This is a genomic window from Streptomyces sp. AN091965 (genome assembly GCF_022698285.1).
Classification (GTDB): domain Bacteria; phylum Actinomycetota; class Actinomycetes; order Streptomycetales; family Streptomycetaceae; genus Streptomyces.
On record NZ_JALDMY010000001.1, the window covers coordinates 6,391,520 to 6,417,749 of the forward strand.

The window sequence follows — 26,230 nt, forward strand, 5'->3', positions numbered from 1 at the left end:
CTCCCCCGTACTGGTCTACACCATTAAAGACCAGGTCCAGTCCCACGGGCAGTCTTTCGGTCCTCTTGGTCGCTGCGGGTGGGGGGTTGGCTGGGTGGCATCCAAAGGAGGATGACGTGAAGCGCAAGCTCATAGCGGCTATCGGTGTCGCGGGCATGTTGGTCTCGATCGCGGCCTGCGGCAGCGACGACAAGGACGACAAGGGCTCCGGGGCCGACGGCTTCAAGGGCGAGACGCTGACGCTCTGGGCCATGGACGGCTCGACGCCGGACGGCTGGACGAAGGACGTCAAGGCGGCCTTCGAGAAGAAGACGGGCGCCAAGCTCAAGCTCGAGGTCCAGGACTGGAACGGCATCCAGCAGAAGCTGACCGCCGCCCTCTCCGAGGAGAACCCGCCGGACGTCTTCGAGATCGGCAACACCCAGACGGCCGCCTACGCCAAGTCCGGCGGCCTCGCCGACCTGAGCGACCTCAAGAAGTCCCTCGGCGCCGACTGGACCGACTCGATCAACAAGTCCACGGTCGTCGACGGCAAGCAGTACGCCGCCCCGTGGTTCGTGCTGAACCGCGTCGTGCTCTACAACAAGAAGGTCTGGGCCGACGCGGGCATCAAGAAGACGCCCAAGACCCGTGACGAGTTCTACGCCGACCTGAAGAAGATCGGCGACAAGACCGACGCGGAGCCGATCTACCTGCCGGGCCAGAACTGGTACCACTTCGTGGGCCTCGTCATCGGCGAGGGCGGCGAGCTGGTCAAGAAGGACGGCGACAAGTACGTCTCCAACCTGGCCGACCCGAAGGTCGCCAAGGCCGCGGAGACCTACAAGAAGTTCCAGGCCCTGTCCAAGGCGCCGAAGAACAAGGACGAGGCGACCCCGCAGCAGGCCGAGGTCTTCGCCAAGGGCAAGACCGGCGCCTTCATCGGCATGAGCTGGGAGGCCGCCACGGCCATCAAGGCCAACAAGAAGATCGAGAAGGACATCGGTTACTTCACGATCCCGGGCGCCGCGGCCGACAAGCCCGAGGGCGTCTTCCTCGGCGGCTCCAACCTCGCCGTCGCCGCCACCAGCAAGAAGCAGGAGCTCGCCAAGGAGTTCCTGAAGATCGCCCTGTCCGACAAGTTCGAGGGCGCGCTCGCCAAGGAAGGCGGCGTGATCCCGAACAAGCAGGCCCTGGAGTCCAACCTCAAGGGCAACCCGGCCGCCGAGGCCATGGCTCCGGCCGCCGCCGGCGGTGGCATCACCCCGCTGATCCCGGAGTGGGCCGCCGTGGAGAACGAGCCCAACCCGATCAAGAGCTACCTGACCGCGGTCATGAACGGCGAATCGCCCGCCGACGCCGCGAAGAAGGTCGAGGGCGAGTTCAACAAGCGCCTGGCGCAGAAGCAGTAAGGAAGCGCCCCGCCGGGGGCGGTGACACCAGGGTCGTGCCCGCGGCCCCCACCTCGCCGCCCCCGGCGCATTCCTGTGTGACGTGCCGATGAGAGAGATGGCGAGCATGACCGTACAGACCGAACGGCCGCCCTCCGGCCCGCCGGAGGTAGTGAAGTCGGGCGGCGGGCGCACCGGGGCCCCGCGCACGCCCCGGGCCAGGGCCGGGGCCCTCGCGCCCTATCTGCTGCTGCTTCCCGCGCTCGTGGCGACCCTGCTGTTCCTCGGCTGGCCGCTGGTGAACAACGGGATCCTGTCGTTCCAGAACCTCAACATGAGACAGGTCATCCTGCATCTCACCGAGTGGAACGGCATCGACAACTACAAGGAGGTCCTCAAGAGCGAGGACTTCTGGCGCGTCACCGGGCGGTCGATCGTCTTCACCGCCGTCAACGTCGTCCTCATCATGGCGCTCGGCACCCTGATCGGACTGCTGCTCGCCAAGCTCGGCACCAAGATGCGACGGCTGCTCCTGTTCGGCCTCGTCCTCGCCTGGGCCATGCCCGTCGTCGCGGGCACCGTCGTCTACCAGTGGCTGTTCGCGCAGCGCTTCGGCGTCGTCAACTGGGTGCTCGCCAAGATCGGCTTCAGCTCCATGGCCGACTACGACTGGTTCGGCGGCCAGTACTCCACCTTCTTCGTGATCATCACGCTGATCGTGTGGATGTCGATCCCCTTCGTGGCGATCAACCTGTACGCCGCCACCACGACCATCCCCAAGGAGCTCTACGAGGCCGCGTCGCTCGACGGCGCGGGCGCCTGGAAGCAGTTCACCTCGGTGACCCTGCCGTTCCTGCGGCCCTTCCTCTACGCCACGACGTTCCTCGAGGTCATCTGGGTCTTCAAGGCCCTCGTGCAGGTCTACACCATCAACGGGGGCGGCCCCGACCGGCTCACGGAGATCCTGCCCGTGTACGCCTACATCGAGGGCTCGGGCAACCAGCACTACGGCATGGGCTCCGCCATCGCCATGCTGACGATCATCATCATGCTCTTCCTGACCGCGTACCACCTGCGCATCGTGCTCAAGCAAGAGGAGGACGCGTGAAGCGCTCCTGGTTCGGCCGCACCTGGCCCAACGTCGTCGCCGTCGTCCTCTTCATCGGCCTGGTCTTCCCCGTCTACTGGATGTTCGCCACGGCCTTCAAGCCCACCGGCGACATCATCAGCGAGGACCCGGTCTGGATCCCCTTCGACTTCACCTTCGAGCACTTCAAGACGGCCGTCGACGCCGACCACTTCTGGCAGATGGTCAGGAACTCGGTGACCGTCACCGTCCTCGCGGTGGTCTTCTCCCTCGCCATCGCCCTGCTGTCGGCCTTCGCGCTCGCCCGCATGCGGTTCAAGGGCCGCCGGGGCTTCATCATCGGCTTCATGCTGGCCCAGATGGCGCCCTGGGAAGTCATGGTCATCTCGATCTACATGATCGTGCGCGACGCCGAGATGCTGAACAGCCTGGTGCCGCTGACGCTCTTCTACATGGTGATGATCCTGCCCTTCACGATCCTCACGCTGCGCGGCTTCGTCGCCGCCGTGCCCAAGGAGCTGGAGGAGTCGGCGATGGTCGACGGCTGCACCCGCATGCAGGCCTTCCGGCGCGTCATCCTGCCGCTGCTCGCCCCCGGCCTGATGTCCACCTCGCTCTTCGGCTTCATCACCGCCTGGAACGAGTTCCCCATCGCCCTCCTGGTCAACAAGGACCCGGAGTCCAAGACGCTGCCGACGTGGCTGTCGAGCTTCCAGACCGTCTACGGCGACGACTGGGGTGCCACCATGGCCGCGTCCTCGATCTTCGCCATCCCGATCCTGCTCCTCTTCGTCTTCCTCCAGCGGCGCGCCGTCGCCGGTCTCACCGACGGTGCCGTGAAGGGATAACGCACACTCATGAGCTCTACCGCATCCACGCCGGACGCCCTGACGCGTGACGCCCTCACCGTCCTCCAGCCCGGCTTCGGCGGCACCACCGCCCCCGACTGGCTGCTCCGCCACATCGGCGAGGGCCTGGCCGCCGTGGGCCTGTTCGGCCGCAACGTCGAGACGCCCGAGCAGCTGGCCGCGCTCACCGCCCAGCTGCGCGCCGAGCGCGAGGACCTCATCGTCGCCATCGACGAGGAGAGCGGTGACGTCACCCGCCTCGAGGTACGCACCGGCTCGTCCTTCCCCGGCAACCACGCCCTCGGCGCGGTGGACGACATCGCGCTCACCCGGGGCGTCGCCGCCGAGCTGGGCCGTCGCCTCGCCGAGTGCGGCGTCACCTTCAACTGGGCGCCGTCCGCGGACGTCAACTCCGACCCCGACAACCCGGTCATCGGCGTGCGCTCCTTCGGCGCGGACCCCGACCTGGTGGCCCGGCACACCGCCGCGTACATCGAGGGCCTGCAGTCCTCCGGCGTCGCCGCCTGCGCCAAGCACTTCCCGGGCCACGGCGACACCGCCGTCGACTCCCACCACGCCGTGCCGCACATCGGCGTCGACGCGGACGTCCTGAACGCCCGCGAACTCGCCCCCTTCCGGGCCGCCATCGCCGCGGGCACACAGGCCGTGATGAGCGCCCACATCAGCGTCCCGGCGCTCGACGCCGAGTACCCGGCGACGCTCTCCCGGCGCATCCTCACCGACCTGCTCCGCGGCGAGCTCGGCTTCGACGGCCTGATCGTCACCGACGGCATCGAGATGCAGGCCATCTCCTCGACGTACGGCATCGAACGCGGCACCGTCCTCGCCATCGCCGCCGGTTGCGACGCCATCTGCGTCGGCGGCGGCCTCCACGACGAGCTGACCGTACGCCGTCTGCGCGACGCCCTCGTGGCGGCCGTGCGCACGGGCGAGCTGCCCGAGGAGCGGCTCGCCGACGCGGCCGCCCGCGTCCGGGCGCTCGCGCACTGGACCTCGGTGTCGGGCACGGCCGGGCGTTCGGGGGGCGTGCCCGACACCGAGATCGGCCTGCGCGCGGCCCGCCGCGCCCTGACGGTCACCCACAGCGAGACCTACGCGGGCCCGCTGACCAGCGCCCCCTACGTCGCGGCCTTCACGCCGGTGGCCAACATCGCGGTCGGCGACGAGACCCCGTGGGGCGTCGCCGCCGAACTCGGCCGCCGTCTGCCCGGCACCGAGACCGGCTCCTTCACCGGTGCCGACGCGGGCCGCGAGGCCCTGGCCGCCGCGGGGGACCGGCGCATCGTCGCCGTCGTCCGCGACGCCCACCGCCACCCGTGGATGACCGCCGCCGTGGACCACCTGCTCGCCGCTCGCCCCGACACCGTCGTGGTCGAGATGGGCGTCCCGCAGGCCAAGCCCACGGGCGCCCTGCACATCGCCACCCACGGCGCGGCCCGCGTCTGCGGCATCGCGGCAGCGGAAACGATCACCGGCGCATAGCCCGGGGGCCGAGGGCCAGCAGAGACGAAGGCGCCGGCCGCCCCACCGAGTGGGGCGGCCGGCGCCTTACGCGTGTCCGGGCCCGAGGCCTAGAGCCCCTGCCACGCGGGCTTGTTGGCGTACGTGTGCCGGAAGTACTCCGCCAGCTTCAGCTTGGACGCCGCGGCCTCGTCCACCACGACCGTCGCGTGCGGGTGCAGCTGCAGCGCCGACGCGGGCACGATGGACGCCACCGGCCCCTCGACCGTGGCCGCCACGGCGTCGGCCTTGCCCTCGCCCGTCGCGAGCAGCACCAGGTGCCGCGCCTCCAGGATCGTGCCGATGCCCTGCGTGATGACGTGGTGCGGGACCTGGTCGATGTCCCCGTCGAAGAACCGCGCGTTGTCCACGCGGGTCTGCTCGGTCAGGGTCTTGATCCGCGTCCGCGAGGCCAGCGACGAGCAGGGCTCGTTGAACCCGATGTGCCCGTCCGTGCCGATCCCGAGCAGCTGGAGGTCCACCCCGCCCGCCTCGGCGAGAGCGCGGTCGTACGCCTCGCAGGCGCCCTGGACGTCCTCGGCGCTGCCGTCAGGACCCATGAAGGCCGACTCGCTCAGACCGAGCGGCTCGACGACCTCCCGGAGCACCACCGAGCGGTACGACTCCGGGTGCCCGACCGGAAGCCCGACGTACTCGTCGAGCTGGCAGATCCGCGCCCGCGCCACGTCCACGGCACCGCCGCGGACCTTGGCGGCCAGGGCCTCGTAGATGGGCAGCGGGGTCGAGCCGGTGGCGACACCGAGCAGGGCGTCAGGCTTGCGGCGCACCAGGGCGGCCATGGCCTCCGCGATGAGCTCGCCGCCTGCCTTGGCGTCCGGGACGATGACAACTTCCACGCTGGGCCTGCCGATCTGGAGAAGGGGGACGGTGTGGTATAGACCAATCTAGCAGAGCTGCCCCCAGGGAGCGCAGCCCTCTCACACCCATGCTTCCGGCTCCCCATCCGCCACGCCTGGCGAACGGGGGCACCCTTTCGAAGGCGGCCCGGGCCGAGGACGGGGGCGCCTTCGGCCCGGGCCGAAGGCGGGGCGTCGGAAGTGGGCCGTGCCGGGGGGCGCCGCACCCCAAGCCCACCGAAGCTCGTCCGGGCCCGCTCGGCCCCAGGGCACCTGCCCGAGCCTCCCCGGGCTGGGCCCCTGGGCCCGAGGAAGCCGCGCCAAGCCCACCGAAGCCGCCCGCCCCCACGGCACCTGCCCGAGCCTCCCGGGGCTGAGTCCCTGGGCCCGAGGAAGTCGCGCCAAGCCCACCGAAGCCCGCCCGCCCCCACGGCACCTGCCCGAGCCTCCCGAACAAGGAGCGCTCCCGGCCGGGAGCGAGCAGAGTGGTACGCATGACCGTGACCCCCTCCTCCCCGTACAGCGAGCAGCCGGGCCGCATCATGTCCCGGGAGATGGCCGAGCAGCCCGACGTGCTGCGGCGCATCCTCGACGTCGGCGCTCCCGGGATCCGCCGGACCGCCGAAGAGGTCGCGGCGAAGCGCCCCCGCTTCGTGCTGCTCACGGCCCGCGGCACCTCCGACCACGCCGCGCTCTACGCCAAGTACCTCCTCGAAGTCCGCCTCGGCCTGCCCTGCGGGCTGACCTCCATGTCCACCACCACGGCCTACAGCGCCAAGCCCGACCTCCGGGACGTCCTCGTCATCACCGTGAGCCAGTCGGGCGGATCCCCGGACCTGGTGGCCTCCACCCAGGCCGCCCGCGAGGCCGGCGCCGTCACCCTCGCCGTGACCAACAACCCGGACTCGCCCCTGGCAGCCGTCTCCGAGCACCACATCGACATCCTCGCGGGCCCGGAGAAGGCCCTCCCGGCAACGAAGACCTACACGGCGTCCCTGCTCGCCCTGTACCTCTTCGTCGAGGGCCTGCGCGGGAGCGACGGCGGCCAGGCCAGTGCCCTGCCCGGCCTCGCCGCGGACCTCCTGGCGCGCCAGGAGGAGATCCGCACCCTGGCCGCGCGCTACCGCTTCGCCGAACGCATGGTGATCACCTCTCGCGGCTACGGCTACCCCACAGCCAAGGAAGCCGCCCTGAAACTGATGGAGACCAGCTACATCCCCGCCCTCGCCTATTCCGGCGCCGACCTCCTGCACGGCCCCCTCGCCATGGTCGACAACATCTCACCGGTCATCGCGGTGGTGACCGACGGCAGGGGAGGGGAGGCGCTCCAGCCCGTCCTCGACCGGCTGCGCGGCCGCGGTGCCGACCTGGTGGTCATCGGCCCCAAGGCCCAGGTCGAGCAGGCGTCCGCCGGATTCGTCCTGCCGACGGAGGACGTGGCCGAGGAGCTTCAGCCGATCCTGGAGATCATCCCCCTGCAACTCCTCGCCTACGAGGTCACCATCGCCCGCGGCCAGGACCCCGACGCGCCCAGGGCACTGGCGAAGGTGACGGAGACCCGCTGACTGCCCGGGCCCCGCTGAGACCGAGACCGAGGCCGAGGCCGGGACCGCGGCTTGAGCTGGAGCCGGAGCCGCTCAGGCCAGCGAGCCCCCCGTGGCGTCGAGCCACTCGCCCGTCACCCAGCGGCCGTCCGGCGAGGCGAGGAAGGCGACCACGTCGGCTATGTCCTCCACGGTGCCGACCTTGCCGAGGGCGGACAGCGCCGCCGCGCCCGCCCACGCCTCCTTGTTCTCCTCGCCGCGCAGCCAGGCGGCGTTGACGTCCGTGTCCACGACGCCCGGGGCGACCGAGTTCACCGTGATGCCCCGGGGGCCGAGGACCTTCGACAGGTTCCGGGTGAAGACGTCCAGGGCGCCCTTCGTCATCGCGTAGGTCATGATGTCCGGCATGACGGCGGCGCGGGAGAGGCCGGACGAGATGTTGATGATCCGGCCGCCGTCGCGCAGGCGCTCCGTGCCGAGCTGTGTGATGAAGTACGGCGCCTTGGCGTTCACCGCGAAGAGCCGGTCGAACTCCGCCTCGTCGGTGTCCGCGAAGGGGCGCGACGTGCCGATCCCCGCGTTGTTCACCAGGATGTCGAGGCCGTCCGCGTGGGCGTCGAACGCCGACCACAGCGCCTGGGCGTCTCCCGGTGCCCCCAGCTGCGCGCCGATGGCGAACGCCGAGCCGCCCGCCCGCTCGATCGCCGCCACCGTGTCCTTCGCGGCCGCCGCGTTGCTGCCGTAGTGCACGGCGACGCGGGCGCCGTCCCGGCCGAGCCGCTCGGCGATCCCCCGCCCGATGCCCCGGCTGCCGCCCGTGACGAGCGCGGTCCTTCCCGCGAGTCGTCCCGCCGCCGGTGTGCCCGTCGGTGTGCCCGCTGGTGTGCCCGTCGGCCCGCTCGCCCCCGGCGCCGTCTCCCCGAGAGCCGTTCCCGTCTCGTTCCCCTTCAGCGCACCCATGACCAGGCGCCCCCCTCTTTCTCTAGCGGTCGCTACACAAAGACCGTACCCGATCTCCCTCCCTCTTTTCTAGCGCCCGCTATAGAATTTTTCCCATGGCGACGAAACAGCGAGGCAGGCCCCGCTCCTTCGACCGTGAGACGGCCCTGGAGAAGGCCCTGCGCACGTTCTGGGAACAGGGGTACGAGACGACGTCCGTGTCCGACCTGACCCGCGAGCTCGGCATCGGCGCGCCCAGCCTCTACGCGGCCTTCGGCGACAAGCGGACCCTGTTCGCCGAGGTCCTCCAGCGCTACGCCGTCTCGTACGGGGCCTTCGGCGCCCGAGCCCTGGACGAGGAGCCGACCGCCCGCGCCGGCGTCGAGCGCATGCTGCGCGAGGCGGCCGCGGAGTACACGGACCCAAGCCATCCGCACGGCTGCCTCGTCATCCACGCCGCGGTCAACTGCGCGACGCCCGAGGTCGAGCAGACCCTGCGCGACCGGCGCAACGCGAACGTCGCCTCGTTCGAGGGCCGCATCAAGGCGGCCGTCGCGAGCGGCGAGCTGCCCCGGGACACGGACGCGGCGGCGCTCGCCCGCTATGTGGGCGCCGTTCTGCAGGGCCTGTCCCAGCAGTCGAGGGACGGCGCCACCCGCGAGGAGCTGGAGGCCGTCGCGGAGCTGGCGATGCGGGCCTGGCCGGCGCCCGAGCCGGTGACGTCCACGCGCTGAGCCGTCGGGCTCTACGCGCTGAGCCGTCGGGCCCCGCGCGCTGAGCCGGTGGGTTCCACGCGCTGAGCCGGTGGGTGCCGCATGCCGGACGGCGTGTCCCGGGCCCCCGCGCGCGGCACGGCAACAAACATCTCCCCGTACGTAGACAGACGAGAATGGTCTAGTCCACAATGCGGGGTATAAGCTCCGCCCTCCCCGCACAGGAGAGCGGACCGAGGATCCGGCGCTCTCTGCCCTGACCGCGTCGGCTTCTCCCGAATCGGCGGCCGATACCGCACAGTCCGGCTGTCGATGCACCACAGGGCTGCGGTGTTGGGGACGGGTTGAGGGTCCCGCCCTGGCGCCGCGGCCCGTCGGGGCGCCTGCCGCCCCCGCGCGCGGGGGAGCGGACCCCGGCCCCCGCCCGGACCGCCAGGTACGCTCGCACACGTGCCCTCCATGAACGACCTCGTACGTCAGCACACAGCCCTCGGCGACTCCGACCTCGAGTGGCTGCACCTGCTGGTCTCGGAGTGGCAGCTGCTCTCCGACCTGTCCTTCGCCGACCTCGTCCTGTGGGTCCCCACGCGCGACGGCACCCGCTATGTCTCCGTGGCGCAGATGCGGCCCAACACCGGCCCCACCTCCTACCAGGACGACATGGTCGGCCACCTCGTCCCGCGCGGCCGCCGCCCGCTCCTGGACGCCGCCCTCGACGAGGGCCGCATCGTGCGCGAGGGCGACCCGGAGTGGCGGGAGGAGGTCCCCGTGCGGGTCGAGTCCATCCCCGTACGCAGGGAAGGGCGCGTCCTCGGGGTCATCGCCCGCAACACCAACCTGCTGACGGTGCGGACCCCTTCACGCCTGGAGCTCACCTACCTCCAGTCGGCCTCCGACCTGGCGCAGATGATCGCGGCGGGCTCCTTCCCGTTCCCCGACCAGCAGGTCGACATGGACGCCTCCCCGCGCGTGGGGGACGGTCTGATCCGCCTCGACGCGGACGGCATCGTGCAGTACGCGTCGCCGAACGGCCTGTCGGCGTACCACCGCCTCGGTCTCGCCGCCGACCTCGTGGGCCATCACCTCGGCAAGGCGACCGCCGAACTCGCCCCGTCCCGGGGGCCGGTGGACGAGGCGCTGATCAAGCTCGCCAGCGGCTGGGCGCCCCGCGAGTTCGAGATCGAGGGCGGCGACGGCGTGATCCAGCTGCGCGCCATCCCGCTCAAGCCCAAGGGCCCGCGCATCGGTTCGCTCGTGCTCCTGCGGGACGTCACCGAACTGCGCCGCCGCGAGCGCGAGTTGATCACCAAGGACGCCACCATCCGGGAGATCCACCACCGGGTGAAGAACAACCTCCAGACGGTCGCGGCCCTGCTGCGCCTCCAGGCGCGCCGCATCGACTCCGTCTCGGGCCGCGAGGCGCTCGAAGAAGCGGTCCGCCGCGTGGGCTCCATCGCCATCGTCCACGAGACGCTCTCGCAGAACCTGGACGAGCGCGTGGAGTTCGACGACATCGCCGACCGCGTCCTCGCGATGGTCGCGGAGATCTCGCCCGGCAAGGTGACGGGCCGCCGCACGGGACGCTTCGGCATCCTCGACGCCGAGGTCGCCACTCCGCTGTCGATGGTCCTCACCGAGGTCCTGCAGAACGCCCTGGAGCACGGATTCCGCGAGGGCGACACCGGCGCCGTCGAGGTGTCCGCGGTGCGCGGCGGCACCACCAAAGAGGCCCGCCTGCTGATCACCGTCCAGGACGACGGCGTCGGCCTGCCGGACGGCTTCGATCCGCATCGCGCGGGCAATCTCGGTCTGCAAATCGTCCGCACCCTTGTCGAGGGCGAACTGGGCGGCACGTTCGACATGGTGCGCGCCCCGGAGCGTGGTACGCGCGTCGTCCTGGACATTCCGGTACGCGCCGACAAGTGACGCCGGGGCCCGTCGTCAAAGCCCCTTGGCGGCCGCCACGCCGCAGAACGAGTGCCGCCGCGGAAGCCGGCACCGCGCGCGGCGGGAGTCCCGGCCCGCGCGCACAGCGAGAAGCCCCGGACCGTGTGGGTCCGGGGCTTCTCGTTCACGTTGCGATGCGCACCGGGGGTGCTGCGCGGCTGCGGCTCGGGGGCGGGGGTTGCGTACGCGCTGTACGCGCCGCCGGGCTCAGGCTCGTGGGGCGTGGGCGTCAGGCGCTGGCCTGGCGCGCCCGGTTGCGGGCGGCGCGGCGCTTCATCGCGCGGCGCTCGTCCTCGCTGAGGCCACCCCAGACGCCGGAGTCCTGGCCGGACTCGAGCGCCCACTGCAGGCACTGCTCAATGACAGGGCAGCGACGGCAGACGGCCTTGGCTTCCTCGATCTGCAGCAGCGCAGGACCGGTGTTGCCGATGGGGAAGAACAGCTCGGGGTCTTCCTCGCGGCAAACGGCGTTGTGACGCCAGTCCATGGCTGCTACCTCTCCTTGGGTCTTACATGCAGGGTGCTTGTGAATGTGAACGCTTTCACGAATCCCTCCGCGCGGGAAGGGCCGACTCCCAGTTGCCTGGTGTGGACCTTGTGGTGAGAGGAGGGGTTCTGGCGGTCTGTAGAGGCCGGTGTTGCGGGCCGTCCCGATCGCCACCTAGAGATTCGCAAACCTCGGCGGCGGATACAACCCCTTCCGGAAAGTTTTTTTTGATTCCTTAGTGTCGACTGGGTCACAGCCGTACTTCCATGGGGTGGATCCTGGCCTAAACGTTCGAGTGAAAGGACTTTAGGCCCTTCCACTCACACAATCACACGCAGTGCGCGGCGTACGCCTGTGAACGTCACGCTGGTCCGCAGCCCCAGGTGGTCGCCGTCCATCTGGAGGGGCAGAGGCGCCTTCGAATGCAAGGTGAAGTCCGTCAGGTCGTGCAGCGAGACCGCGTTCTTCCCGTGCGGTCCCCGCTCGGGGGTCGAGCGCAGCAGCTGGGTGCCGTAACGGGCCACCGAAGCGGTCGAAAGGCGCTTCAGTCCGAGGACGTCGAGACCGGTGTCGAACGACGCCTTCGGGGAGGCGTACAGAGGGCGATTGCCCAGGTAGGACCAGGGGGAGGTGTTGCAGACTATGGACATCACGAGGTCTGTCACCGGCTCCTCGCCCGCCCGCTCCAGGGTGATCGCCCCGTGTCGGCGGTCACTCTCGCCGAGGAACTGGCGTACCACCTGGCGCACGTAAAGGGCGTGCGTCGATTTCTTGCCTCGCTCGCGGTGCTGTTCGACGCGGCCGACCACGCCCGCGTCGAAGCCGAGCCCGGCCGCGAAGGTGAACCAGCGCGCCGGGACCGCTTCGTCCTCGGTCCCCGGAGTGCCCGAGACCCGGCCGAGGCTCACCGTCCGTTCGCTTCCCTCACGCAGTGCGTCCAGGATGGCGCCGGTCGCCTCCACGGCGTCGTTCGGCAGCCCCAGGGCGCGCGCGAACACATTGGTCGAGCCCCCGGGGACGACGGCCAGGCGGGGCAGGTCCTCCGGAGAGGGGCCGTTGTGCAGGAGGCCGTTGACGACTTCGTTGACGGTGCCGTCGCCGCCGAGGGCGACGACCAGCTCGATGTCCTCGCTCTCCGCCGCCTGCCGACCGAGGTCGCGGGCGTGACCGCGGTACTCCGTAGTCACCGCTTCCAGCTTCATCTCGCTCGCCAGCGCGTGGATCAGTACGTCACGCGTGCGCGCACTGGTGGTAGTAGCCGCCGGATTGACCACGAGGAGAGCACGCATGCGCAGCAGACTACCTAGCGGTCTTTACCCGGCCCAGACCGAGGTCTCGCCCGGGCCTCACCCACGGTGCCCGCCTCGGCGCCGCCCGCGGCTACCCTCGATGCGTGAGCACTGAGCCGAAGACCACCCCCGAAGCCCCGGAAACAGGGCCGCGTCCCGGGCGCCTGACGGCCGCCGCGGCGCTCGCCGCGCTGGAGGGCCTCGCCCTCGTCGTCGGCGGTGCGTACATGCTCGTGATGGGCCTTGCGGGCGATCCCGACAACCCGCGGCAGGCCACGACCGGCGGGGTCACGCTGATCGTCCTCGCGCTGCTGCCGCTGATCGCCGCGCGCGGCCTGCTGCGGCTGCGCCGGTGGGCCCGGGGGCCCGCGATCATCACGCAGATCATGGCGCTGCCGGTGGCCTGGCAGCTGCTGCAGGCCGACAGCGCGATGATCCCCGGCGGTATCGCGCTCGCGGCGATCGCGATCGCCACGCTCGTCCTTCTCGTGAACCCCGCGGCGACCGAGGCGCTGGGCATCGGCGGGCCCGGCTCCGTACAGGAAGACGGAAAGTAGCCGCGGCCCCCTCGCCGGGGCGGTGAGCCGCGGCCCCCGCGTGCGGCGCGTCCCCGCGCGCGGGGAAGGTCACTCCTCCACGAGGAGCTTCTCCCGCAGCTGAGCCAGTGTGCGGGCGAGCAGCCGGGAGACGTGCATCTGGGAGATGCCGACCTCCTGGGCGATCTGCGACTGCGTCATGTTGCCGAAGAAGCGCAGGAGCAGGATCCGCTTCTCCCGGGGCGGCAGGTCCTCCAGGAGCGGCTTGAGGGACTCGCGGTACTCGACGCCCTCCAGGGCCTCGTCCTCGGCGCCGAGGGTGTCCGCGACGGCCGGGGACTCGTCGTCCGTGTCCGGGACGTCCAGGGACAGCGTGGAGTACGCGTTGGCCGACTCCAGGCCCTCCAGGACCTCCTCCTCGGAGATCGCCAGCTTCTCGGCCAGCTCGTGCACGGTGGGGGAGCGGCCGTGCAGCTGGGAGAGCTCGGCGGTCGCCGTCGTCAGGGCCAGGCGCAGCTCCTGCAGCCGCCGCGGGACGCGCACCGCCCAGCCCTTGTCGCGGAAGTGGCGCTTGATCTCGCCGACGACCGTCGGCGTCGCGTACGTCGAGAACTCGACGCCCCGGTCCGGGTCGAAGCGGTCCACGGACTTGATCAGGCCGATCGTGGCGACCTGCGTCAGGTCGTCCAGGGGTTCACCGCGGTTGCGGAAGCGGCGGGCCAGGTGCTCCACGAGCGGCAGGTGCATGCGGACCAGCCGGTTGCGCAGCTCCGCGTACTCCGGGCTGCCGTCCGTCAGCTCGCGCAGCTCCACGAACATCGCCCGCGCGCCGCTGCGGTCGTGTGGATCGTGCCGGCTGTGCTGCTCGTGCTCGCTCATCGTCCCGCCCGTCACCAGCCGCCGCCCTTCTGGGGTCGCGCCCCCAGTGCTGGACGCCCGGGGGGACCCCCTGCGTGCGGCGCCTACTCGGTCCTTTCGCCCCCCGCCCGGGCCGGACGGCCCGTCGAGCCCGTCCTCGGCGGTCGGCTCTGCCTCATCCGGCAACGCTGTCTTCTCGGCCACCGTCAGCGGACCCGACTGCTCCGGGTCCTGCGGGTGGGGCCTCGCCTGCTGCTCGGGGATGCCTCCGGGGGCAGGCCCCGGCTCCGCGGGACCGCCGCGCCCCGCGACCGGGCGCGTACCGCCCCTGCCGCGGCCGGGCAGGCCGTGGGTGCCGTGTTTGCCGGGTGTTCCGCGCTCTTCGTCCCGCACCGGCCCGTCCCCGTTCCTCACGCCGGCCCGGGTCCCGCGCCGCGTTGTTTGTAGAGGCTGATCGAAACGGTTTTGTCGTCGCCGACCGAGGAGTCGACCTTGCCCGCGAGGGCCGAGAGCACAGTCCAGGCGAAGGTGTCCCGCTCCGGAGCGCGGCCGTCGGTGGTGGGGGCCGACACGGTCACCTCCAACGAGTCGTCGACGAGCCGGAAGACGCAGCTGAGCACGGAGCCGGGCACGGCCTGCTGGAGCAGGATCGCGCAGGCCTCGTCGACCGCGATGCGGAGGTCCTCGATCTCGTCCAGGGTGAAGTCCAAGCGCGCCGCGAGGCCGGCCGTGGCCGTACGCAGCACCGACAGGTAGGCACCCGCAGCCGGAAGGCGGACCTCTACGAAGTCCTGATTCCCGGGCTCGCCTGCGATCTGGGACACCCTCACCTCCAAGGTGGTACAAGCACTTTCGGGGCTCCGGGGCCGCTCTCCGGCGGCCCGGACTGCGTCACTCGGGTAACGCACCTCGTCTTTCAGCGGTGACGCTACCGCGCTGCTCAGTTCCGTGTCCCGGGGACCCCGCCCCGTTGCTGTCACTCATAGTAAGCCTACGGGTACGGACAGTGGCTAGGGGTTACGCGGGCCCAATTGGAAAGAACGAGCGTCGGGTTGACGTACCCAGGCCTCAGACGATCGAACCGTCGACAAAGCACCAACGCCAGCTTTCACCCGGCTCGAAGGACCGCATCACGGGGTGACCGGTCTCCTTGAAGTGCGCCGTCGCGTGCTGGAAGGGGGAGGAGTCGCAGCACCCCACGTGCCCGCACGTCAGGCACAGCCGCAGTTGCACGGGGTGGCTGCCGGCCGCGAGGCACTCCGGGCAGGTTTCGCCCAGCGGCTCGGGTTCGGGGAGGGGCAGCGCGCTGACGTGCGGACACTCGTTCATGATGGCCAGGTTACGACGGGCGAGCGGACGGCGGAGGGCCTTGCCATGGACGTACTGCCACTGGTGGCGTTGATCGCGGCGAGCGCCGCCGTAGCCGGTGCGGCGCGCCGCACCCCGGTGCCCGCGCCGCTCCTCCTGGTGGGCGTCGGGCTGATCGCGGCCTATCTGCCCGGGGTGCCGGACTACCACCTCGATCCGCACATCGTGCTGCCTCTCGTGCTGCCGCCGCTGTTGCACACGGCCGCCCTGGAGAGCTCGTATCTGGACCTGCGGGCCAACGTGCGGCCCGTGGCGCTGCTGTCCGTCGGTTACGTTCTGTTCGCAACGGTCGTCGTCGGGTGGCTCGCGTACCTGCTGATCCCCGATCTTCCGCTGACCGCCGCGCTCGTCCTCGGGGCGGTGATCGCGCCGCCGGACGCCGTCGCCGCCACCGCGATCGCGCGGCGGGTGGGGCTGCCCTCACGCATCACCACGATCCTCCAGGGCGAGTCCCTGGTGAACGACGCGACCGCGATCACCGCCTACAAGGTGGCGCTCGCGGCGGCCGTCGGCGAGGGCGCGAGCTGGGCGGGCGGCATCCAGGAGTTCCTGGTGGCCGCGGTGGGCGGCGTCGGCGTCGGCCTCCTTCTGATGGTGCCGATCCACTGGCTGCGCACCCACCTGAAGGAAGCGCTCCTGCAGAACACGCTGTCGCTGCTCATCCCCTTCGTGGCGTACGCCGTCGCGGAGCAGGTGCACGCCTCCGGAGTGCTCGCCGTGGTCGTGGTGGCCCTCTACTTGGGGCACCGCTCCTGGCAGGTCGACTTCGAGACGCGGCTCCAGGAGGCCGCGGTGTGGCGGGTCGTCGGCTTCCTCCTGGAGTCGGCGGTGTTCGCGCTCATCGGCCTCCAGCTCCCGATCGTCCTCAGGGACCTCGGGGAGTACAGCGTGGGGCAGGCCGTCTGGTACGCCCTGGGGGTCTTCGTCCTCGTGGTGGTGGTGCGCTTCGCCTGGTCCTATCCGGCGACGTACCTGCCGCGCCTGGTGTCGCCGCGGATCAGGGAGCGCGAGAGCGAGACGGACTGGCGGCGGCCGCTGGTCGTCAGCTGGGCCGGGATGCGCGGTGTCGTGTCGCTGGCGATCGCGTTCTCCATCCCGCTCGTCATGGACGACGGCGAGCCCTTCCCCGCCCGCAACCTCGTGCTCTTCCTGACCTTCACCACCGTCATCGGCACGCTCGTCGTGCAGGGGCTCTCGCTGCCGTGGCTGATCCGGGTGCTGCGGCTGCCCGGGCCCGACGCGCGGGCGCAGACGCTCGCCGAGGCGCAGGCGCAGAACGCCGCCTCACAGGCCGCGGAGGCCCGTCTGGACGAACTGGTGGCGGATGAGCGCAACCGCCTCCCAGGGCCCCTCCAGGACCGTCTGCGCACGGTTCTGGAGCGGCGCCGCAACTCCGTGTGGGAGCGGCTCGGCCCGCCCAACCCCGTGACGGGCGAGACCGCGGACGACACCTACCGCAGGCTCGCGCGCGAGGCCATCGCGGCCGAGCGCGAGGTGTTCGTGCGGCTGCGGGACGAGCGGCGCATCGACGACGAGCTGTTGCGGACGCTGCTGCGCAAGCTGGACCTGGAGGAGGCCGCGGCCTATCGGGAGGTCGAGGAGTGAGCCGGGCCCGGCGCGGGCGGCGTGCCGGTGACGACGGCCGTGACCGTGGTCCCGGGGGCGAAGGCGCCCTCTTCGGAGAGGGCGGTCAGCGCGTACAGGAGCTTGGCCACGTAGACGCGCTCCACGGGGAGGCCGTGCCGGTCCTCGAAGTCGTCGGCGAAGGCGGTGAGGGGGTCGGTGACCCGGGCGTAGCCGCCGCAGTGGAAGCGCTCGTCGAGGCTCCAGTTGGATGTGGGGGAGCCGAGGGCGGCGTCCTGGAGCCGCCGTATCTCCTCGCCCAGGAAGCCGCCCTTGAGGACGGGTATGCCGAGGGCGCGCTGCCCCGGGGCGAGGCCCGCAGCCAGGCCCGCGAGGGTGCCGCCGGTGCCGCAGGCCACGGCCGCGACGTCCGTGTGCCCGCGCAGCTCCGCGCCCAGAGCCGCGCAGCCGTGCACGGCGAGGGCGTTGCTGCCGCCTTCGGGGATGACGTACGCCTCCTGCGTGGTGGTCGCGCGCTGGAGGGCGGCCAGGACAGTGGGCTCGTGCTTGCGTCGGTACGTCGACCTGTCGACGAAGTGCAGCCGCATGCCGTCGGCCGCGCACTGGGCGAGTGACGCGTTGAGGGGGCGGCCAGCCAGCTCCTCGCCGCGGACGACGCCGACAGTGGCGAAGCCGAGCAGCCGGCCCGCGGCGGCCGTGGCCCGCAGATGGTTGGAGTAGGCCCCGCCGAACGTCAGCAGGGTGTCGTGGCCCGCCGTCCGCGCCCGCTCCAGGTTCAGGACGAGCTTGCGGTACTTGTTGCCCGGCAGGGCCGGGTGGATCCGGTCGTCGCGCTTGAGGAGGAGGCGGACGCCGTGCGCGGCGAAGCGGGGGTCGGTGACCGGCTGGAGGGGGGTGGGCAGCCGGGGTGCGAGGGCGGGCGGGGTGGGCGGCACCCCGCCATTGTCCCTCTGCCTCTTCTCGGGGTTACTTCAGGCGCTCGTGGATACGCGCCCGCATCGCGTCCATCGTGAAGCCCTTGGGGTCTATCTTTCCCGGCTGCCACTCCAGGTGTCCGATGACCGAGCGGGCCGTCCACTCGTGGTGGCGGCAGATCGCCGCGGAGACCCTCTCGACGGCGTCCAGCTGGGCCTCCGGCCAGGGGTCCTCGCCGTCGCCGAGGTTCTCGCACTCGAAGCCGTAGAAGTGGCGGTTGCCGTCCGTGTTGGCCTCGTTGTCCGGGGGCAGGGCCTTCTCGGCGATGACGGCGCGCAGCACGTCGTCGTCGCCGAGTCCCGCGTGGTTGGCGCGGCCGTAGCCGATGAGGTGGACGGTGCCGTCCTTGGTGATGACGCCGTGGCACAGGGGGCCCGGCAGGCCCTCGTAGCCCTCGCGGCAGATCCGTACGGTCTTCTCGGCGCCGGACGTCACCGTGTGGTGGATCATCACGCCGTGCACCGGGCCCCAGGGGCCCTTGTGGTTGCGGTTGTGCGTGCGCCAGTCGCCGACCTCGACGACCGTGACGCCTTCGTCGCGCAGTGCGTCCAGGAATCTGTTCGCGGACATGGGTGTGGCCATGGCCGCCTCCTTCGGGGAACGCGACGGCCGCCCGTCGCGGTCCGCCTCGTACGCAGCTTGTACCGAACAGCAGAGGCCCGAACTACCTGTTCGACGGCTGTTCGGGCCACTGTGCGAGCTGATTCGGTCAGCTACGGAGACGCCGCTCTACGCGGAAGACGATCAGGCGCGCAGGAAGCCGTCGCCGTGGGTCGCGATATGGGCCTCCAGGGCCGTGAGGGCCTGCTGGGTGGCGTCGGGGGTGCCGCTGCCGCGGCGCTCCGCGTAGTACGCCGCGCCGAGCTGCTTCAGGAGGTCGTTGCCCGCGCGCTGGGCCTGGACCTCGTCGATCTTCTGCTTGCCTTGGTTGAGCCCCTGCTGCACCTGTTCTCTTGCGCGGTCCAGGAAGCCTGCCATGTGCTTTCTCCTGACGGTTGGTGCGCTCGCTGCGTACGTGTGGTGCAACGAGCGCGCGGATCTTGCAGTTCCCCTCCCACCGCCCTACGCGGCCAGCTTGCGCATCAGACGGACTCCTTGGGCTGCCGACAGGTGCGGCAGATATGCCTTGCCGATCGCGCGCGTGATGCTCGGGAGCGCCGCGGGATCGGGGTAGCACAGGTACAGCGGGTGGTACTCGGGCTGGAACTTGGCCTTGAAGTGGAGCAGGGAGCGGAAGCCGTATACGGGCTCCAGGGAGCGGCCCGCGTGGTCGAGGAGCCGTTGCAGCGCGGCGGTGGGCTCCGCGGCGTCGGCGCGGGCGAGCGGAGCGCCCGACAGGCTCAGGAACTGGGCTCCTTCCTCCTGGAACCCCAGTGCGGCGGACGCGATCAAGAACTCCATCACACCCCGGAACCCGTCCGACCGCCTCCGCATGAAGTCAAGGGTCCATCCCACGGGTTGGCCTGAATCGTGTGCCCCGTTTGCTCCATGGACGGGCATCCAGCTCGTCACGCCGTGCACCGTGCGGTGCTCGTCGAGCGCCAGGAGACAGCGCACGTGCGGATCGTCGAGTTCGGCGAGGCCGCCGAGCGTGAAGCCCATCTCCGGCAGCCCCTTGTCGGCGACCCACTCCTCGGAGATCGAGCGGATCTGGTCCGTGAGGTCCAGGGGCGCCTCGGGGAAGACGTGCCACTCGGCGGTGATGCCCTGCTTCTTGGCCTTGTTCAGGGCGGTGCGCACGTCCTGCCACTTCTTCCCCGTGAACGTGAGGTCCGGCAGGCGTACGACGGTGTCCTCGGCGACCTGCACCGCGCTCCAGCCGAACGCGTCCGTGCGGGCCTTGGTGGCGGCCGTGACGCTGTAGAAGCACGGGGTCAGGCCGTGCTCGTCGCAGAAGGCGGCGAACCCCTCGACCGCGTCCCCGCGCGCGGAGGGTACGCCGAACGGGTCACCCGTGGTGAGCGCGACCGTGGACCGCACCCGGTAGGCGATCGCGGCCCTGCCGTCGTCGGTGAACCAGTAGTCGTTGCCGTCCCACATCGCCAGGTACGACAACGTGCCACCGCCCTGAGTGGTGAGCAGGGCACGCGCGCGTGCCGCCGCTCCCGCGTCGTGGCGTACCGAAGGCCGCCGGAACGCCACGAAGAGGGCGGCCAGGGCGGCCACCCAGAAGGCGACGCCGCAGTACTCGTACAGGGACAGCGCCGTGCCGCCGACCGGCACCGGGGAGCTGCCCCTGAAGAACAGCGGTTCGTAGCTGGGCGGCAGGAACTGCGCCGGCAGTCCCGCGACGAGCCGCCCGAAGGTGGCGTCCGGGGTGAACTGGTCGCGCGCCGCGTAGCCGACGCCTACGTAGGCGGCGCAGCAGAGCAGCAGCGTCCCGCCGATGACCCCGGTCAGCGTCGTCACGGCGGCCCGGCCGAGGTGCTGGTCGAAGCGTCGGCGCGTCCCGAAGAGCAGCACCAGCACGAACAGGGGGAGCAGCGCCTGCTCGGCCACTGCCTGGACCATCGCCGCCTTCCGGTCGGCGGCGTCGCTCCCTTCGAGGACGTAGTGGCCGGGGTGCGCGGTGATGTCGCTCAGGAGGTACGCCATGAGGCCGAGCCACACCAGGTGCGCGGCCACCGCGATCCGCCAGGCGGGCCGCAGCCCGCGGCGCAGCCCTTCGGCGAGGACGAGGAGCAGCAGGGGGATGGCGACGCCCATGAGCATCGCCGGAGAGCCGTAGAAGTGGTCCTGGGCGCGCACGCGGTCGCAGTCGGGGCCGGGCCCGGCGCAGGCGTCGGCGATCTCCTGCGGGTCAGGCCCTCCGGAGACGTACAGGTCGAGCACGTCGAAGGGGCCGAGCGCGTCCCTGTAGAGGGTGGCGATCAGGGGGCCGAGGGCCGAGGCCGCGACGGCGAGGGCCACCAGGACGCGGCCCTCGGTGTGCGAGGCGTGGGGTACGCGCAGCCGGTGCGCGTCCCGGTGCGCGAGCGCGCCCAGGGCGAGGCCCACGACCGTGCCCGAGAACCGCAGCACGTCCTGGAGGTGTCCTACGTAGAGGGCGAGCATCAGCGGGAACACGATCAGCGCGAGCTGGAGCCTGCGCCGCCACAGGGCGCTGAGCCGGAAGCTCAGGAAGGCGCCCACCGCGCAGGCCGCGATGCCCGGTGTCGCGGTGAGCTCCTGGGCGAGCGCGGTCGGCCAGTCGTCGCCCGCCAGCTCGCCGACCTTGATCGCGCCGGTGCCGAGCAGCGAGCCGAGCACCTGGCCGACGACGAGGAGCACGGCGGTGCGCACGGAGCCCAAACGGACTTCGGCGGCCGGGCCGATCAGCAGCAACAGCAGCGTGGACCCCACGTAGTTGCCGATTCCCGAGCACCACAGGATCGAGGTGAGGGGCGTCCACCAGCGGCCCTCGGCAAGCGCGGGCACGCCCACGCCGACGTCGGAAAGCAGTCTGTCGGCGGGCCCTCCGCCGAGGCTGCCGGTGAACAGACCGACGGCCCACAGGGCCACGACGAGGAACACCGTCACGGGTGCGTGGCTCACCGGCGCGAAGGCGCGTTCGGCGGCGCGCAACCAGCGCAGGGGCCCCCGCTCGCCCGGCGGCGCGAGCGGCGGCCGCGGCGCCGGCTCCGTGGCGGCGGCGCCCGCCGGGCCCTCGGGGGTGCTCATTCACCGAGCGCATCAGGAGGCCGCCGCGGGCACATCCGGGGCTGAGCCGAACGGGTGACGCGCGCCCCGACACCGACCTTGGACGAACGTACGAAGGATCGCGCCTGGTAAACGGCAGCGTGCCCCGTCCACCCCGATCCATTCCCGCTCGTTTGTGTAATGGCGCTCGTACTCACCGCGCTGAAAGGCTGACGAACGCACGCCATTACTGGATCGGGAGGGCATTGTCCATGTCGGTAGGCGAAGAGATCCGTACGGACGAAGGCAGGCCGCAGCAGAGTCTCGGCACTTCTGCCGCGCGGAATCTGGCCACCACCACCAAGTCCGCGCCGCAGATGCAGGAGATCAGCTCGCGCTGGCTGCTGCGGATGCTGCCCTGGGTCCAGGTGCAGGGCGGCACGTACCGAGTGAACCGAAGGACGAGTTACTCGGTCGGTGACGGCCGGGTCACGTTCATCAAGACCGGGGACCGGGTCGAGGTCATCCCGGCCGAGCTCGGTGAGTTGCCGGTGCTGCGGGACTTCGAGGACCAGGACGTGCTCGCGGAGCTGGCACAGCGCTGCCAGCAGCGGGAGTTCGAGGCCGGTTCGGTGCTCGCGTCCTTCGGCAGTCAGGCGGAGGAGGTGTTCCTGCTGGCCCACGGCCGGGTCGAGCAGATCGGCACCGGCCCCTATGGCGACGACACGGTCCTCGCCACCCTTGCCGACGGTGCCTACTTCGGTGACCATGCGCTGATCGATGCGGAGTCCATCTGGGAGTACACCGTCCGCGCGGTGACCGCGTGCACGGTCCTCGTGCTTCCGCGCCAGGACCTGGAGCAGGTCGCGGAGCGCTCCGACGCCCTGGGCACCCACCTCCAGGAGGTGCGGTCCATCCCGTCGCAGCGCACCAACACGTACGGCGAGGCGGCCATCGACCTCTCCTCCGGTCACGTCGGCGAGGCCGTCCTGCCCGGCACCTACGTGGACTACGAGGCGCGGCCGCGCGAGTACGAACTGAGCGTCGCCCAGACGGTCCTGCGCATCCACACGCGCGTGGCGGACCTCTACAACCAGCCGATGAACCAGACCGAGGAGCAGCTGCGCCTCACCGTGGAGGCGCTGAAGGAGCGCCAGGAGCACGAGCTCATCAACAACCGCGAGTTCGGGCTGCTCAACAACTGCGAGTACGACCAGCGGATCCAGCCGCACGACGGCGTACCCAGCCCGGACGACCTGGACGAACTGCTCAGCCGCAGGCGGGGATCGAAGCTGTTCCTCGCCCACCCCCGCGCGATCGCCGCGTTCGGCCGCGAGTGCAACAAGCGCGGACTCGTCCCGGAGACCATCGACATGTCCGGGCACCGCATCCCCACCTGGCGCGGCGTGCCGATCTTCCCGTGCAACAAGATCCCGGTGACCGAGGCCCGTACCTCCTCGATCATCTGCATGCGTACGGGCGAGGACGAGCAGGGCGTCATCGGGCTGCACCAGGCGGGCATCCCGGACGAGATCGAGCCGAGCCTGTCCGTGCGCTTCATGGGCATCAGCGAGCAGGCGATCATCTCCTACCTGGTCTCGACGTACTACTCGGCGGCCGTCCTGGTCCCGGACGCCCTCGGCATCCTGGAGAACGTCGAGATCGGCCGCTGGAGGTGACCCGCCGCCCCTGCCCGCGGCGACAGGGCCGCCGCCCGTGTCCCTTGCAGCGACGCCGGGCGCACCCGTCCTGCACGCGCCCGGAGACCAAGGACCGGCCACCGTCCGCCTCCACGCCGGAGTAGGTCCATGACGGACACCACGGACGTGACGGAACGCGTGCGGGCACCCCGGGGCCCCGGCCCTCCGGAAGGGGGCGAGGCGGCGGACATCCTCGCCGTGGCCCGCGGGTGCGTCGAACCGGAGCTGCGCCGTGCCGTGGAGTCGCTGCCCGGTTCGATGCGCCGCGTCGCGCTCTACCACTTCGGCTGGGAGCGCGCGGACGGCACGCCCGCGACGGGTGACGCGGGCAAGGCCGTCCGGCCCGCGCTCGTCCTGGCCGCGGTGCGGGCGCTCGGCGGCGATCCGCGTACGGCCGTCCGGGCGGCGGCAGCCGTGGAGTTGACCCACCACTTCACGCTGCTGCACGACGACGTCATGGACCGGGGCGTCACCCGCAGACACCGCCCCACCGTGTGGACCGTGTTCGGCGACGCCGACGCGGTCCTCGCGGGGGACGCGCTCCAGGCCCTGGCGCAGCGGCTGCTCGCCGAGGACCCCCACCCGGGGGCCCCGGTGGCGGCCGCCCGCCTGGCCGCCTGCGTCGTGGAGCTGTGCGCCGGGCAGCAGGCGGACTGCGCCCTGGAGCGGCGCGCCCCCGGGGAGGTCTCGCTCGCCGAGTGCCTCGCCCTGGCCGAGGCCAGGACCGGGGCGCTCCTCGGCTGCGCCTGCGCGATCGGGGCCGTGTACGCGGGCGCGAGCGTGGAGACCGCCGATGCCCTGGACGGGTTCGGGAGGCAGGCCGGGCTCGCCTTCCGGCTCATCGACGACGTGATCGGGATCTGGGGGGATCCCGCCCGGACGGGCAGGCCCGTGTGGGCGGACCCCGCGGCCCGCAGGAAGTCGCTGCCGGTGGTCGCCGCACTCGCCTCCGGCACCCCGGACGGCGCCGCTCTGGCCGCGCTGTACGGCCGGCGGGCGCGGACGGGAGACCTGGACCGGATGGCCCGCGCGGTCGAGGGCGCCGGAGGGCGGGACTGGGCCCAGGCGCAGGCCGCCGACCGGATGTCCCGGGCGCTGCAGGAGGTCGCCCGCGCGGTCCCGGACCCCGAGCGGGCCGGGGGTCTGCTGACGCTCGCGGAGTTCGTCACCCGCCGATCCCACTGACGACCGGCCCGAGGGGGGTGCCCGGTGGGTGGGGACCGTCGTGCCGCGCCATGCGGCCCGCGGCCCCGCCCGCCGGGCGTTCGGACCGCCGTACCACCGCGTCGCCGCGTACGGAACGATCACTTAGGCTGCAACCGGCAGCACGGGGGGCGGAGTTGACGGTGAAGGGGCGGGGTCGTGGGAGTGGCGATACGGAGAGCGGTCGAGCGTGACCGGGCGGACGTCGTCCGGCTGATGAACGAGTCGTTCCACCGGGACCCGGTGAGCAGCTGGCTGTTCCCGGACGAGGAGCGTCGGCGGAGCAGGCACGGCGCGCTGATGAGCGCCTTCCTCGATCTCGCGTTCGCGGAGGGGTACGTGGACATCGCCGAGGACGGCTCGGCGGTGGCGCTGTGGTGGTCGGTTCCCGCGGGCGCGGGGCACGGGGACGGCGCGCCCGAGGACGGGCCCGCGCAGCTCCGGGAGGCCGTCGACCCGGCGAACGAACGGGTGGAGGTGATCGGCCAGTTGACGTCCGACATCCATCCGACCGACCGGCCGCACCAGTATCTGCACATGATCGCCGTGCGGCCCGACCGGCAGGGACAGGGACTCGGCACGGCGCTCGTCGCCTCCGTGCTCGAACGGTGCGACCGCGACGGGCTGCACGCGTACCTGGAGGCGAGCAACCCGCGCAGCCGCGCGCTGTATCTGCGCCTCGGCTTCACCGATTTGGGGGAGGCGCTCGACCTCCCGGACGGGCCCACGATGTGGCCCATGTGGCGCGAGCCGAAGGCATCCTGAACCGACGGAGCTCTCTGTCCGGGTTCCGCCACCCCTTGAAACCACTGCGGGTGAAGCACCATGAATGAAGTAGCTCAGGGAGGATGGCGGAAGCGGCCCTCCGTGAGCGCTCACCCGCCGTCTCGGAAAGGTTCCGGCTTGCGCAAGCTCACTTACTTCGTCGCCGTCTCGATCGACGGTTTCATCGGTGACCCGAGCGGAGACGCCAACTCCTACATGGCGTACGTGGACGAGGAGTTCCTGGAGTTCCTGAAGACGGAGTACCCGGAGACGATCTCCGTCGCCGGACGTCGCATCCTCGGCTTCGACGGAGTGCCGAACCGGAAGTTCGACACCGTCATCCAGGGCATGAACACCTACCAGGTCGGCCTGGACGAGGGCATCCCCAGCCCGTACGCGCATCTGCGCGAGTACGTCGCCTCGCGCAGCCTGGGCACGGCGCCCGACCCGAACGTGCAGGTCATCGCCGATGACCTCATCGGCAAGGTCCGCGAACTCAAGGCGGAGGACAGCGACCTCGACGTCTGGCTGTGCGGAGGCGCGCAGCTCGCGGGCGTGCTGCGCGACGAGATCGACGAGCTCGTCCTGAAGACGTATCCGGTGCTGCTCGGCTCCGGCATGCCGATGTTCGCGGGCGTGGAGTCCGCCGTCAGCGGCTTCGCGCTGACCTCGTCCCGGGTCTTCGGCAACGGAGTCGTCGTACGGAACTACGCGCGGCGGCCCGCGGACGGGTGCCCCTCCAGCCGCAAGCAGGGCCTCTCAGGCTGTGCGGCCCTCGTAAATCGCCATATCCTGGCCTTATGGGCACTGATGGGAGCCGGTCCGTCCCCCGTCCCGAGGGTGAGCACGCTTGCCCCAGCTGTGGACGGCAGGTCGGCACGGCCGTCAAGCGGCGCAAAGTGCTCGGGGTCTTCGTCCCCGTCTGGGGTCCGGCCCCGTGCCACAACCCCGCGTGTGACGCGTGCGTCACCGAGGAGCAACCCGAGGACCGGGGCCGACGCGGCCACAAGAGCAGGCGGCG

The 26,230-nt window shown here is 71.4% G+C and carries 23 protein-coding genes and 1 pseudogene; 13 read left to right on the forward strand and 11 right to left on the reverse strand.

The genetic code is table 11. The annotated features are described in order from the left end of the window. Positions 1 to 116: 116 nt before the first annotated feature. From MQV74_RS27290 to MQV74_RS27305, 4 genes are all read left to right on the forward strand, one after another. Entirely contained in the window at positions 117 to 1,391 is a 1,275-nt protein-coding gene (locus MQV74_RS27290) for an extracellular solute-binding protein (protein ID WP_242722760.1), read from the forward strand. 106 nt (positions 1,392 to 1,497) lie between these two features. After that, positions 1,498 to 2,478, forward strand: coding sequence for a carbohydrate ABC transporter permease (locus MQV74_RS27295; RefSeq protein ID WP_242722763.1), 981 nt, complete (start codon positions 1,498 to 1,500; stop codon positions 2,476 to 2,478). Next, positions 2,475 to 3,305: a carbohydrate ABC transporter permease gene (locus MQV74_RS27300; protein ID WP_242722766.1), complete on the forward strand. Its 831-nt coding sequence runs from the start codon at positions 2,475 to 2,477 to the stop codon at positions 3,303 to 3,305. Before MQV74_RS27295 ends, MQV74_RS27300 begins: the two co-directional genes overlap by 4 nt. A 9-nt stretch (positions 3,306 to 3,314) precedes the next feature. Then, positions 3,315 to 4,808 carry a glycoside hydrolase family 3 protein gene (locus MQV74_RS27305; protein ID WP_242722769.1) on the forward strand — a complete coding sequence of 498 codons (1,494 nt, stop codon included), beginning with the start codon at positions 3,315 to 3,317 and terminating at the stop codon, positions 4,806 to 4,808. Between the two features lie 89 nt (positions 4,809 to 4,897). Here the strand turns inward: MQV74_RS27305 and nagB are convergent, their stop codons facing one another. Beyond that, positions 4,898 to 5,683: a glucosamine-6-phosphate deaminase gene (gene nagB, locus MQV74_RS27310; RefSeq protein ID WP_242722772.1), complete on the reverse strand. Its 786-nt coding sequence runs from the start codon at positions 5,681 to 5,683 to the stop codon at positions 4,898 to 4,900. 494 nt (positions 5,684 to 6,177) lie between these two features. Between nagB and MQV74_RS27315 the strand changes: the two genes are divergently transcribed. Further along, a complete protein-coding gene (locus MQV74_RS27315) occupies positions 6,178 to 7,248 on the forward strand; it encodes an SIS domain-containing protein (RefSeq protein ID WP_242722775.1) in 1,071 nt (356 codons plus the stop codon). A gap of 72 nt (positions 7,249 to 7,320) precedes the next feature. Here the strand turns inward: MQV74_RS27315 and MQV74_RS27320 are convergent, their stop codons facing one another. Continuing rightward, the gene (locus tag MQV74_RS27320; protein ID WP_242722778.1) at positions 7,321 to 8,187 is read right to left on the reverse strand and encodes an SDR family oxidoreductase; all 867 of its coding nucleotides are present in this window, start codon (positions 8,185 to 8,187) and stop codon (positions 7,321 to 7,323) included. Between the two features lie 95 nt (positions 8,188 to 8,282). On the opposite strand from MQV74_RS27320, the gene MQV74_RS27325 reads away from it, so the two are divergent. After that, the gene (locus tag MQV74_RS27325) at positions 8,283 to 8,900 is read left to right on the forward strand and encodes a TetR/AcrR family transcriptional regulator (protein ID WP_242722781.1); all 618 of its coding nucleotides are present in this window, start codon (positions 8,283 to 8,285) and stop codon (positions 8,898 to 8,900) included. A gap of 438 nt (positions 8,901 to 9,338) precedes the next feature. Beyond that, positions 9,339 to 10,805 (forward strand): PAS domain-containing sensor histidine kinase, encoded by a 1,467-nt coding sequence (locus MQV74_RS27330; protein WP_242729193.1) that lies wholly within the window; start codon positions 9,339 to 9,341, stop codon positions 10,803 to 10,805. Between the two features lie 250 nt (positions 10,806 to 11,055). Here MQV74_RS27330 and MQV74_RS27335 read toward each other — a convergent pair whose 3' ends face one another. Both MQV74_RS27335 and MQV74_RS27340 read right to left on the reverse strand, forming a co-directional pair. After that, positions 11,056 to 11,313: a WhiB family transcriptional regulator gene (locus tag MQV74_RS27335; protein WP_003992873.1), complete on the reverse strand. Its 258-nt coding sequence runs from the start codon at positions 11,311 to 11,313 to the stop codon at positions 11,056 to 11,058. 320 nt (positions 11,314 to 11,633) lie between these two features. Next, a complete protein-coding gene (locus MQV74_RS27340; protein ID WP_242722784.1) occupies positions 11,634 to 12,602 on the reverse strand; it encodes a diacylglycerol/lipid kinase family protein in 969 nt (322 codons plus the stop codon). Between the two features lie 104 nt (positions 12,603 to 12,706). Between MQV74_RS27340 and MQV74_RS27345 the strand changes: the two genes are divergently transcribed. Next, positions 12,707 to 13,159 (forward strand): hypothetical protein, encoded by a 453-nt coding sequence (locus MQV74_RS27345; protein ID WP_138961724.1) that lies wholly within the window; start codon positions 12,707 to 12,709, stop codon positions 13,157 to 13,159. 69 nt (positions 13,160 to 13,228) lie between these two features. On the opposite strand, the gene MQV74_RS27350 is transcribed toward MQV74_RS27345, so the two are convergent. The 3 genes from MQV74_RS27350 to MQV74_RS27360 all read right to left on the reverse strand — a co-directional run bounded on the left by MQV74_RS27350 (position 13,229) and on the right by MQV74_RS27360 (position 15,325). Next, on the reverse strand, positions 13,229 to 14,410 hold the full coding sequence (locus MQV74_RS27350) for an RNA polymerase sigma factor SigF (RefSeq protein WP_374120704.1): 1,182 nt from the start codon (positions 14,408 to 14,410) through the stop codon (positions 13,229 to 13,231). Continuing rightward, positions 14,407 to 14,820 (reverse strand): anti-sigma regulatory factor, encoded by a 414-nt coding sequence (locus tag MQV74_RS27355; protein ID WP_138961726.1) that lies wholly within the window; start codon positions 14,818 to 14,820, stop codon positions 14,407 to 14,409. Before MQV74_RS27355 ends, MQV74_RS27350 begins: the two co-directional genes overlap by 4 nt. 244 nt (positions 14,821 to 15,064) lie before the next feature. Next, positions 15,065 to 15,325 (reverse strand): UBP-type zinc finger domain-containing protein, encoded by a 261-nt coding sequence (locus MQV74_RS27360; protein WP_242722787.1) that lies wholly within the window; start codon positions 15,323 to 15,325, stop codon positions 15,065 to 15,067. 45 nt (positions 15,326 to 15,370) lie between these two features. Between MQV74_RS27360 and MQV74_RS27365 the strand changes: the two genes are divergently transcribed. Beyond that, on the forward strand, positions 15,371 to 16,969 hold the full coding sequence (locus tag MQV74_RS27365) for a Na+/H+ antiporter (RefSeq protein ID WP_242722789.1): 1,599 nt from the start codon (positions 15,371 to 15,373) through the stop codon (positions 16,967 to 16,969). Here MQV74_RS27365 and MQV74_RS27370 read toward each other — a convergent pair. From MQV74_RS27370 to MQV74_RS27385, 4 genes are all read right to left on the reverse strand, one after another. Further along, positions 16,948 to 17,883, reverse strand: a complete 936-nt coding sequence (locus MQV74_RS27370) for a 1-aminocyclopropane-1-carboxylate deaminase/D-cysteine desulfhydrase (RefSeq protein ID WP_242722792.1) — start codon at positions 17,881 to 17,883, stop codon at positions 16,948 to 16,950. The two genes, MQV74_RS27365 and MQV74_RS27370, sit on opposite strands and share 22 nt — an antisense overlap. 31 nt (positions 17,884 to 17,914) lie before the next feature. Next, positions 17,915 to 18,505, reverse strand: coding sequence for an N-acetylmuramoyl-L-alanine amidase (locus MQV74_RS27375; RefSeq protein WP_242722806.1), 591 nt, complete (start codon positions 18,503 to 18,505; stop codon positions 17,915 to 17,917). Positions 18,506 to 18,667: 162 nt separating this feature from the next. Further along, positions 18,668 to 18,901 carry a hypothetical protein gene (locus tag MQV74_RS27380; RefSeq protein ID WP_242722809.1) on the reverse strand — a complete coding sequence of 78 codons (234 nt, stop codon included), beginning with the start codon at positions 18,899 to 18,901 and terminating at the stop codon, positions 18,668 to 18,670. A gap of 84 nt (positions 18,902 to 18,985) precedes the next feature. Continuing rightward, positions 18,986 to 21,583, reverse strand: coding sequence for a phosphatidylglycerol lysyltransferase domain-containing protein (locus tag MQV74_RS27385; RefSeq protein WP_242722812.1), 2,598 nt, complete (start codon positions 21,581 to 21,583; stop codon positions 18,986 to 18,988). Between the two features lie 230 nt (positions 21,584 to 21,813). Between MQV74_RS27385 and MQV74_RS27390 the strand changes: the two genes are divergently transcribed. From MQV74_RS27390 to MQV74_RS27405, 4 genes and pseudogenes are all read left to right on the forward strand, one after another. Further along, the gene (locus MQV74_RS27390) at positions 21,814 to 23,220 is read left to right on the forward strand and encodes a family 2B encapsulin nanocompartment shell protein (RefSeq protein ID WP_242722815.1); all 1,407 of its coding nucleotides are present in this window, start codon (positions 21,814 to 21,816) and stop codon (positions 23,218 to 23,220) included. A 129-nt stretch (positions 23,221 to 23,349) separates the two neighbouring features. Next, complete coding sequence (locus MQV74_RS27395) at positions 23,350 to 24,426, forward strand: family 2 encapsulin nanocompartment cargo protein polyprenyl transferase (protein WP_242722818.1); 1,077 nt, start codon at positions 23,350 to 23,352, stop codon at positions 24,424 to 24,426. A gap of 177 nt (positions 24,427 to 24,603) precedes the next feature. Next, positions 24,604 to 25,209: a GNAT family N-acetyltransferase gene (locus MQV74_RS27400; RefSeq protein ID WP_242722821.1), complete on the forward strand. Its 606-nt coding sequence runs from the start codon at positions 24,604 to 24,606 to the stop codon at positions 25,207 to 25,209. Between the two features lie 138 nt (positions 25,210 to 25,347). Continuing rightward, a pseudogene (locus MQV74_RS27405) lies at positions 25,348 to 25,929 on the forward strand (dihydrofolate reductase family protein); the annotation flags it as partial. Positions 25,930 to 26,230 lie beyond the last annotated feature (301 nt).

Excerpts from the sequence above, each read along its gene's own strand:
- MQV74_RS27295 (WP_242722763.1), top strand. The coding sequence starts at position 1,498 with ATGACCGTACAGACCGAACGGCCGCCCTCCGGCCCGCCGGAGGTAGTG.
- MQV74_RS27305 (WP_242722769.1), top strand. The coding sequence starts at position 3,315 with ATGAGCTCTACCGCATCCACGCCGGACGCCCTGACGCGTGACGCCCTC.
- MQV74_RS27315 (WP_242722775.1), top strand. The coding sequence starts at position 6,178 with ATGACCGTGACCCCCTCCTCCCCGTACAGCGAGCAGCCGGGCCGCATC.
- MQV74_RS27320 (WP_242722778.1), bottom strand. The coding sequence starts at position 8,187 with ATGGGTGCGCTGAAGGGGAACGAGACGGGAACGGCTCTCGGGGAGACG.
- MQV74_RS27325 (WP_242722781.1), top strand. The coding sequence starts at position 8,283 with ATGGCGACGAAACAGCGAGGCAGGCCCCGCTCCTTCGACCGTGAGACG.
- MQV74_RS27330 (WP_242729193.1), top strand. The coding sequence starts at position 9,339 with ATGAACGACCTCGTACGTCAGCACACAGCCCTCGGCGACTCCGACCTC.
- MQV74_RS27335 (WP_003992873.1), bottom strand. The coding sequence starts at position 11,313 with ATGGACTGGCGTCACAACGCCGTTTGCCGCGAGGAAGACCCCGAGCTG.
- MQV74_RS27340 (WP_242722784.1), bottom strand. The coding sequence starts at position 12,602 with ATGCGTGCTCTCCTCGTGGTCAATCCGGCGGCTACTACCACCAGTGCG.
- MQV74_RS27360 (WP_242722787.1), bottom strand. The coding sequence starts at position 15,325 with ATGAACGAGTGTCCGCACGTCAGCGCGCTGCCCCTCCCCGAACCCGAG.
- MQV74_RS27365 (WP_242722789.1), top strand. The coding sequence starts at position 15,371 with ATGGACGTACTGCCACTGGTGGCGTTGATCGCGGCGAGCGCCGCCGTA.
- MQV74_RS27375 (WP_242722806.1), bottom strand. The coding sequence starts at position 18,505 with ATGGCCACACCCATGTCCGCGAACAGATTCCTGGACGCACTGCGCGAC.
- MQV74_RS27380 (WP_242722809.1), bottom strand. The coding sequence starts at position 18,901 with ATGGCAGGCTTCCTGGACCGCGCAAGAGAACAGGTGCAGCAGGGGCTC.
- MQV74_RS27385 (WP_242722812.1), bottom strand. The coding sequence starts at position 21,583 with ATGAGCACCCCCGAGGGCCCGGCGGGCGCCGCCGCCACGGAGCCGGCG.
- MQV74_RS27390 (WP_242722815.1), top strand. The coding sequence starts at position 21,814 with ATGTCGGTAGGCGAAGAGATCCGTACGGACGAAGGCAGGCCGCAGCAG.
- MQV74_RS27395 (WP_242722818.1), top strand. The coding sequence starts at position 23,350 with ATGACGGACACCACGGACGTGACGGAACGCGTGCGGGCACCCCGGGGC.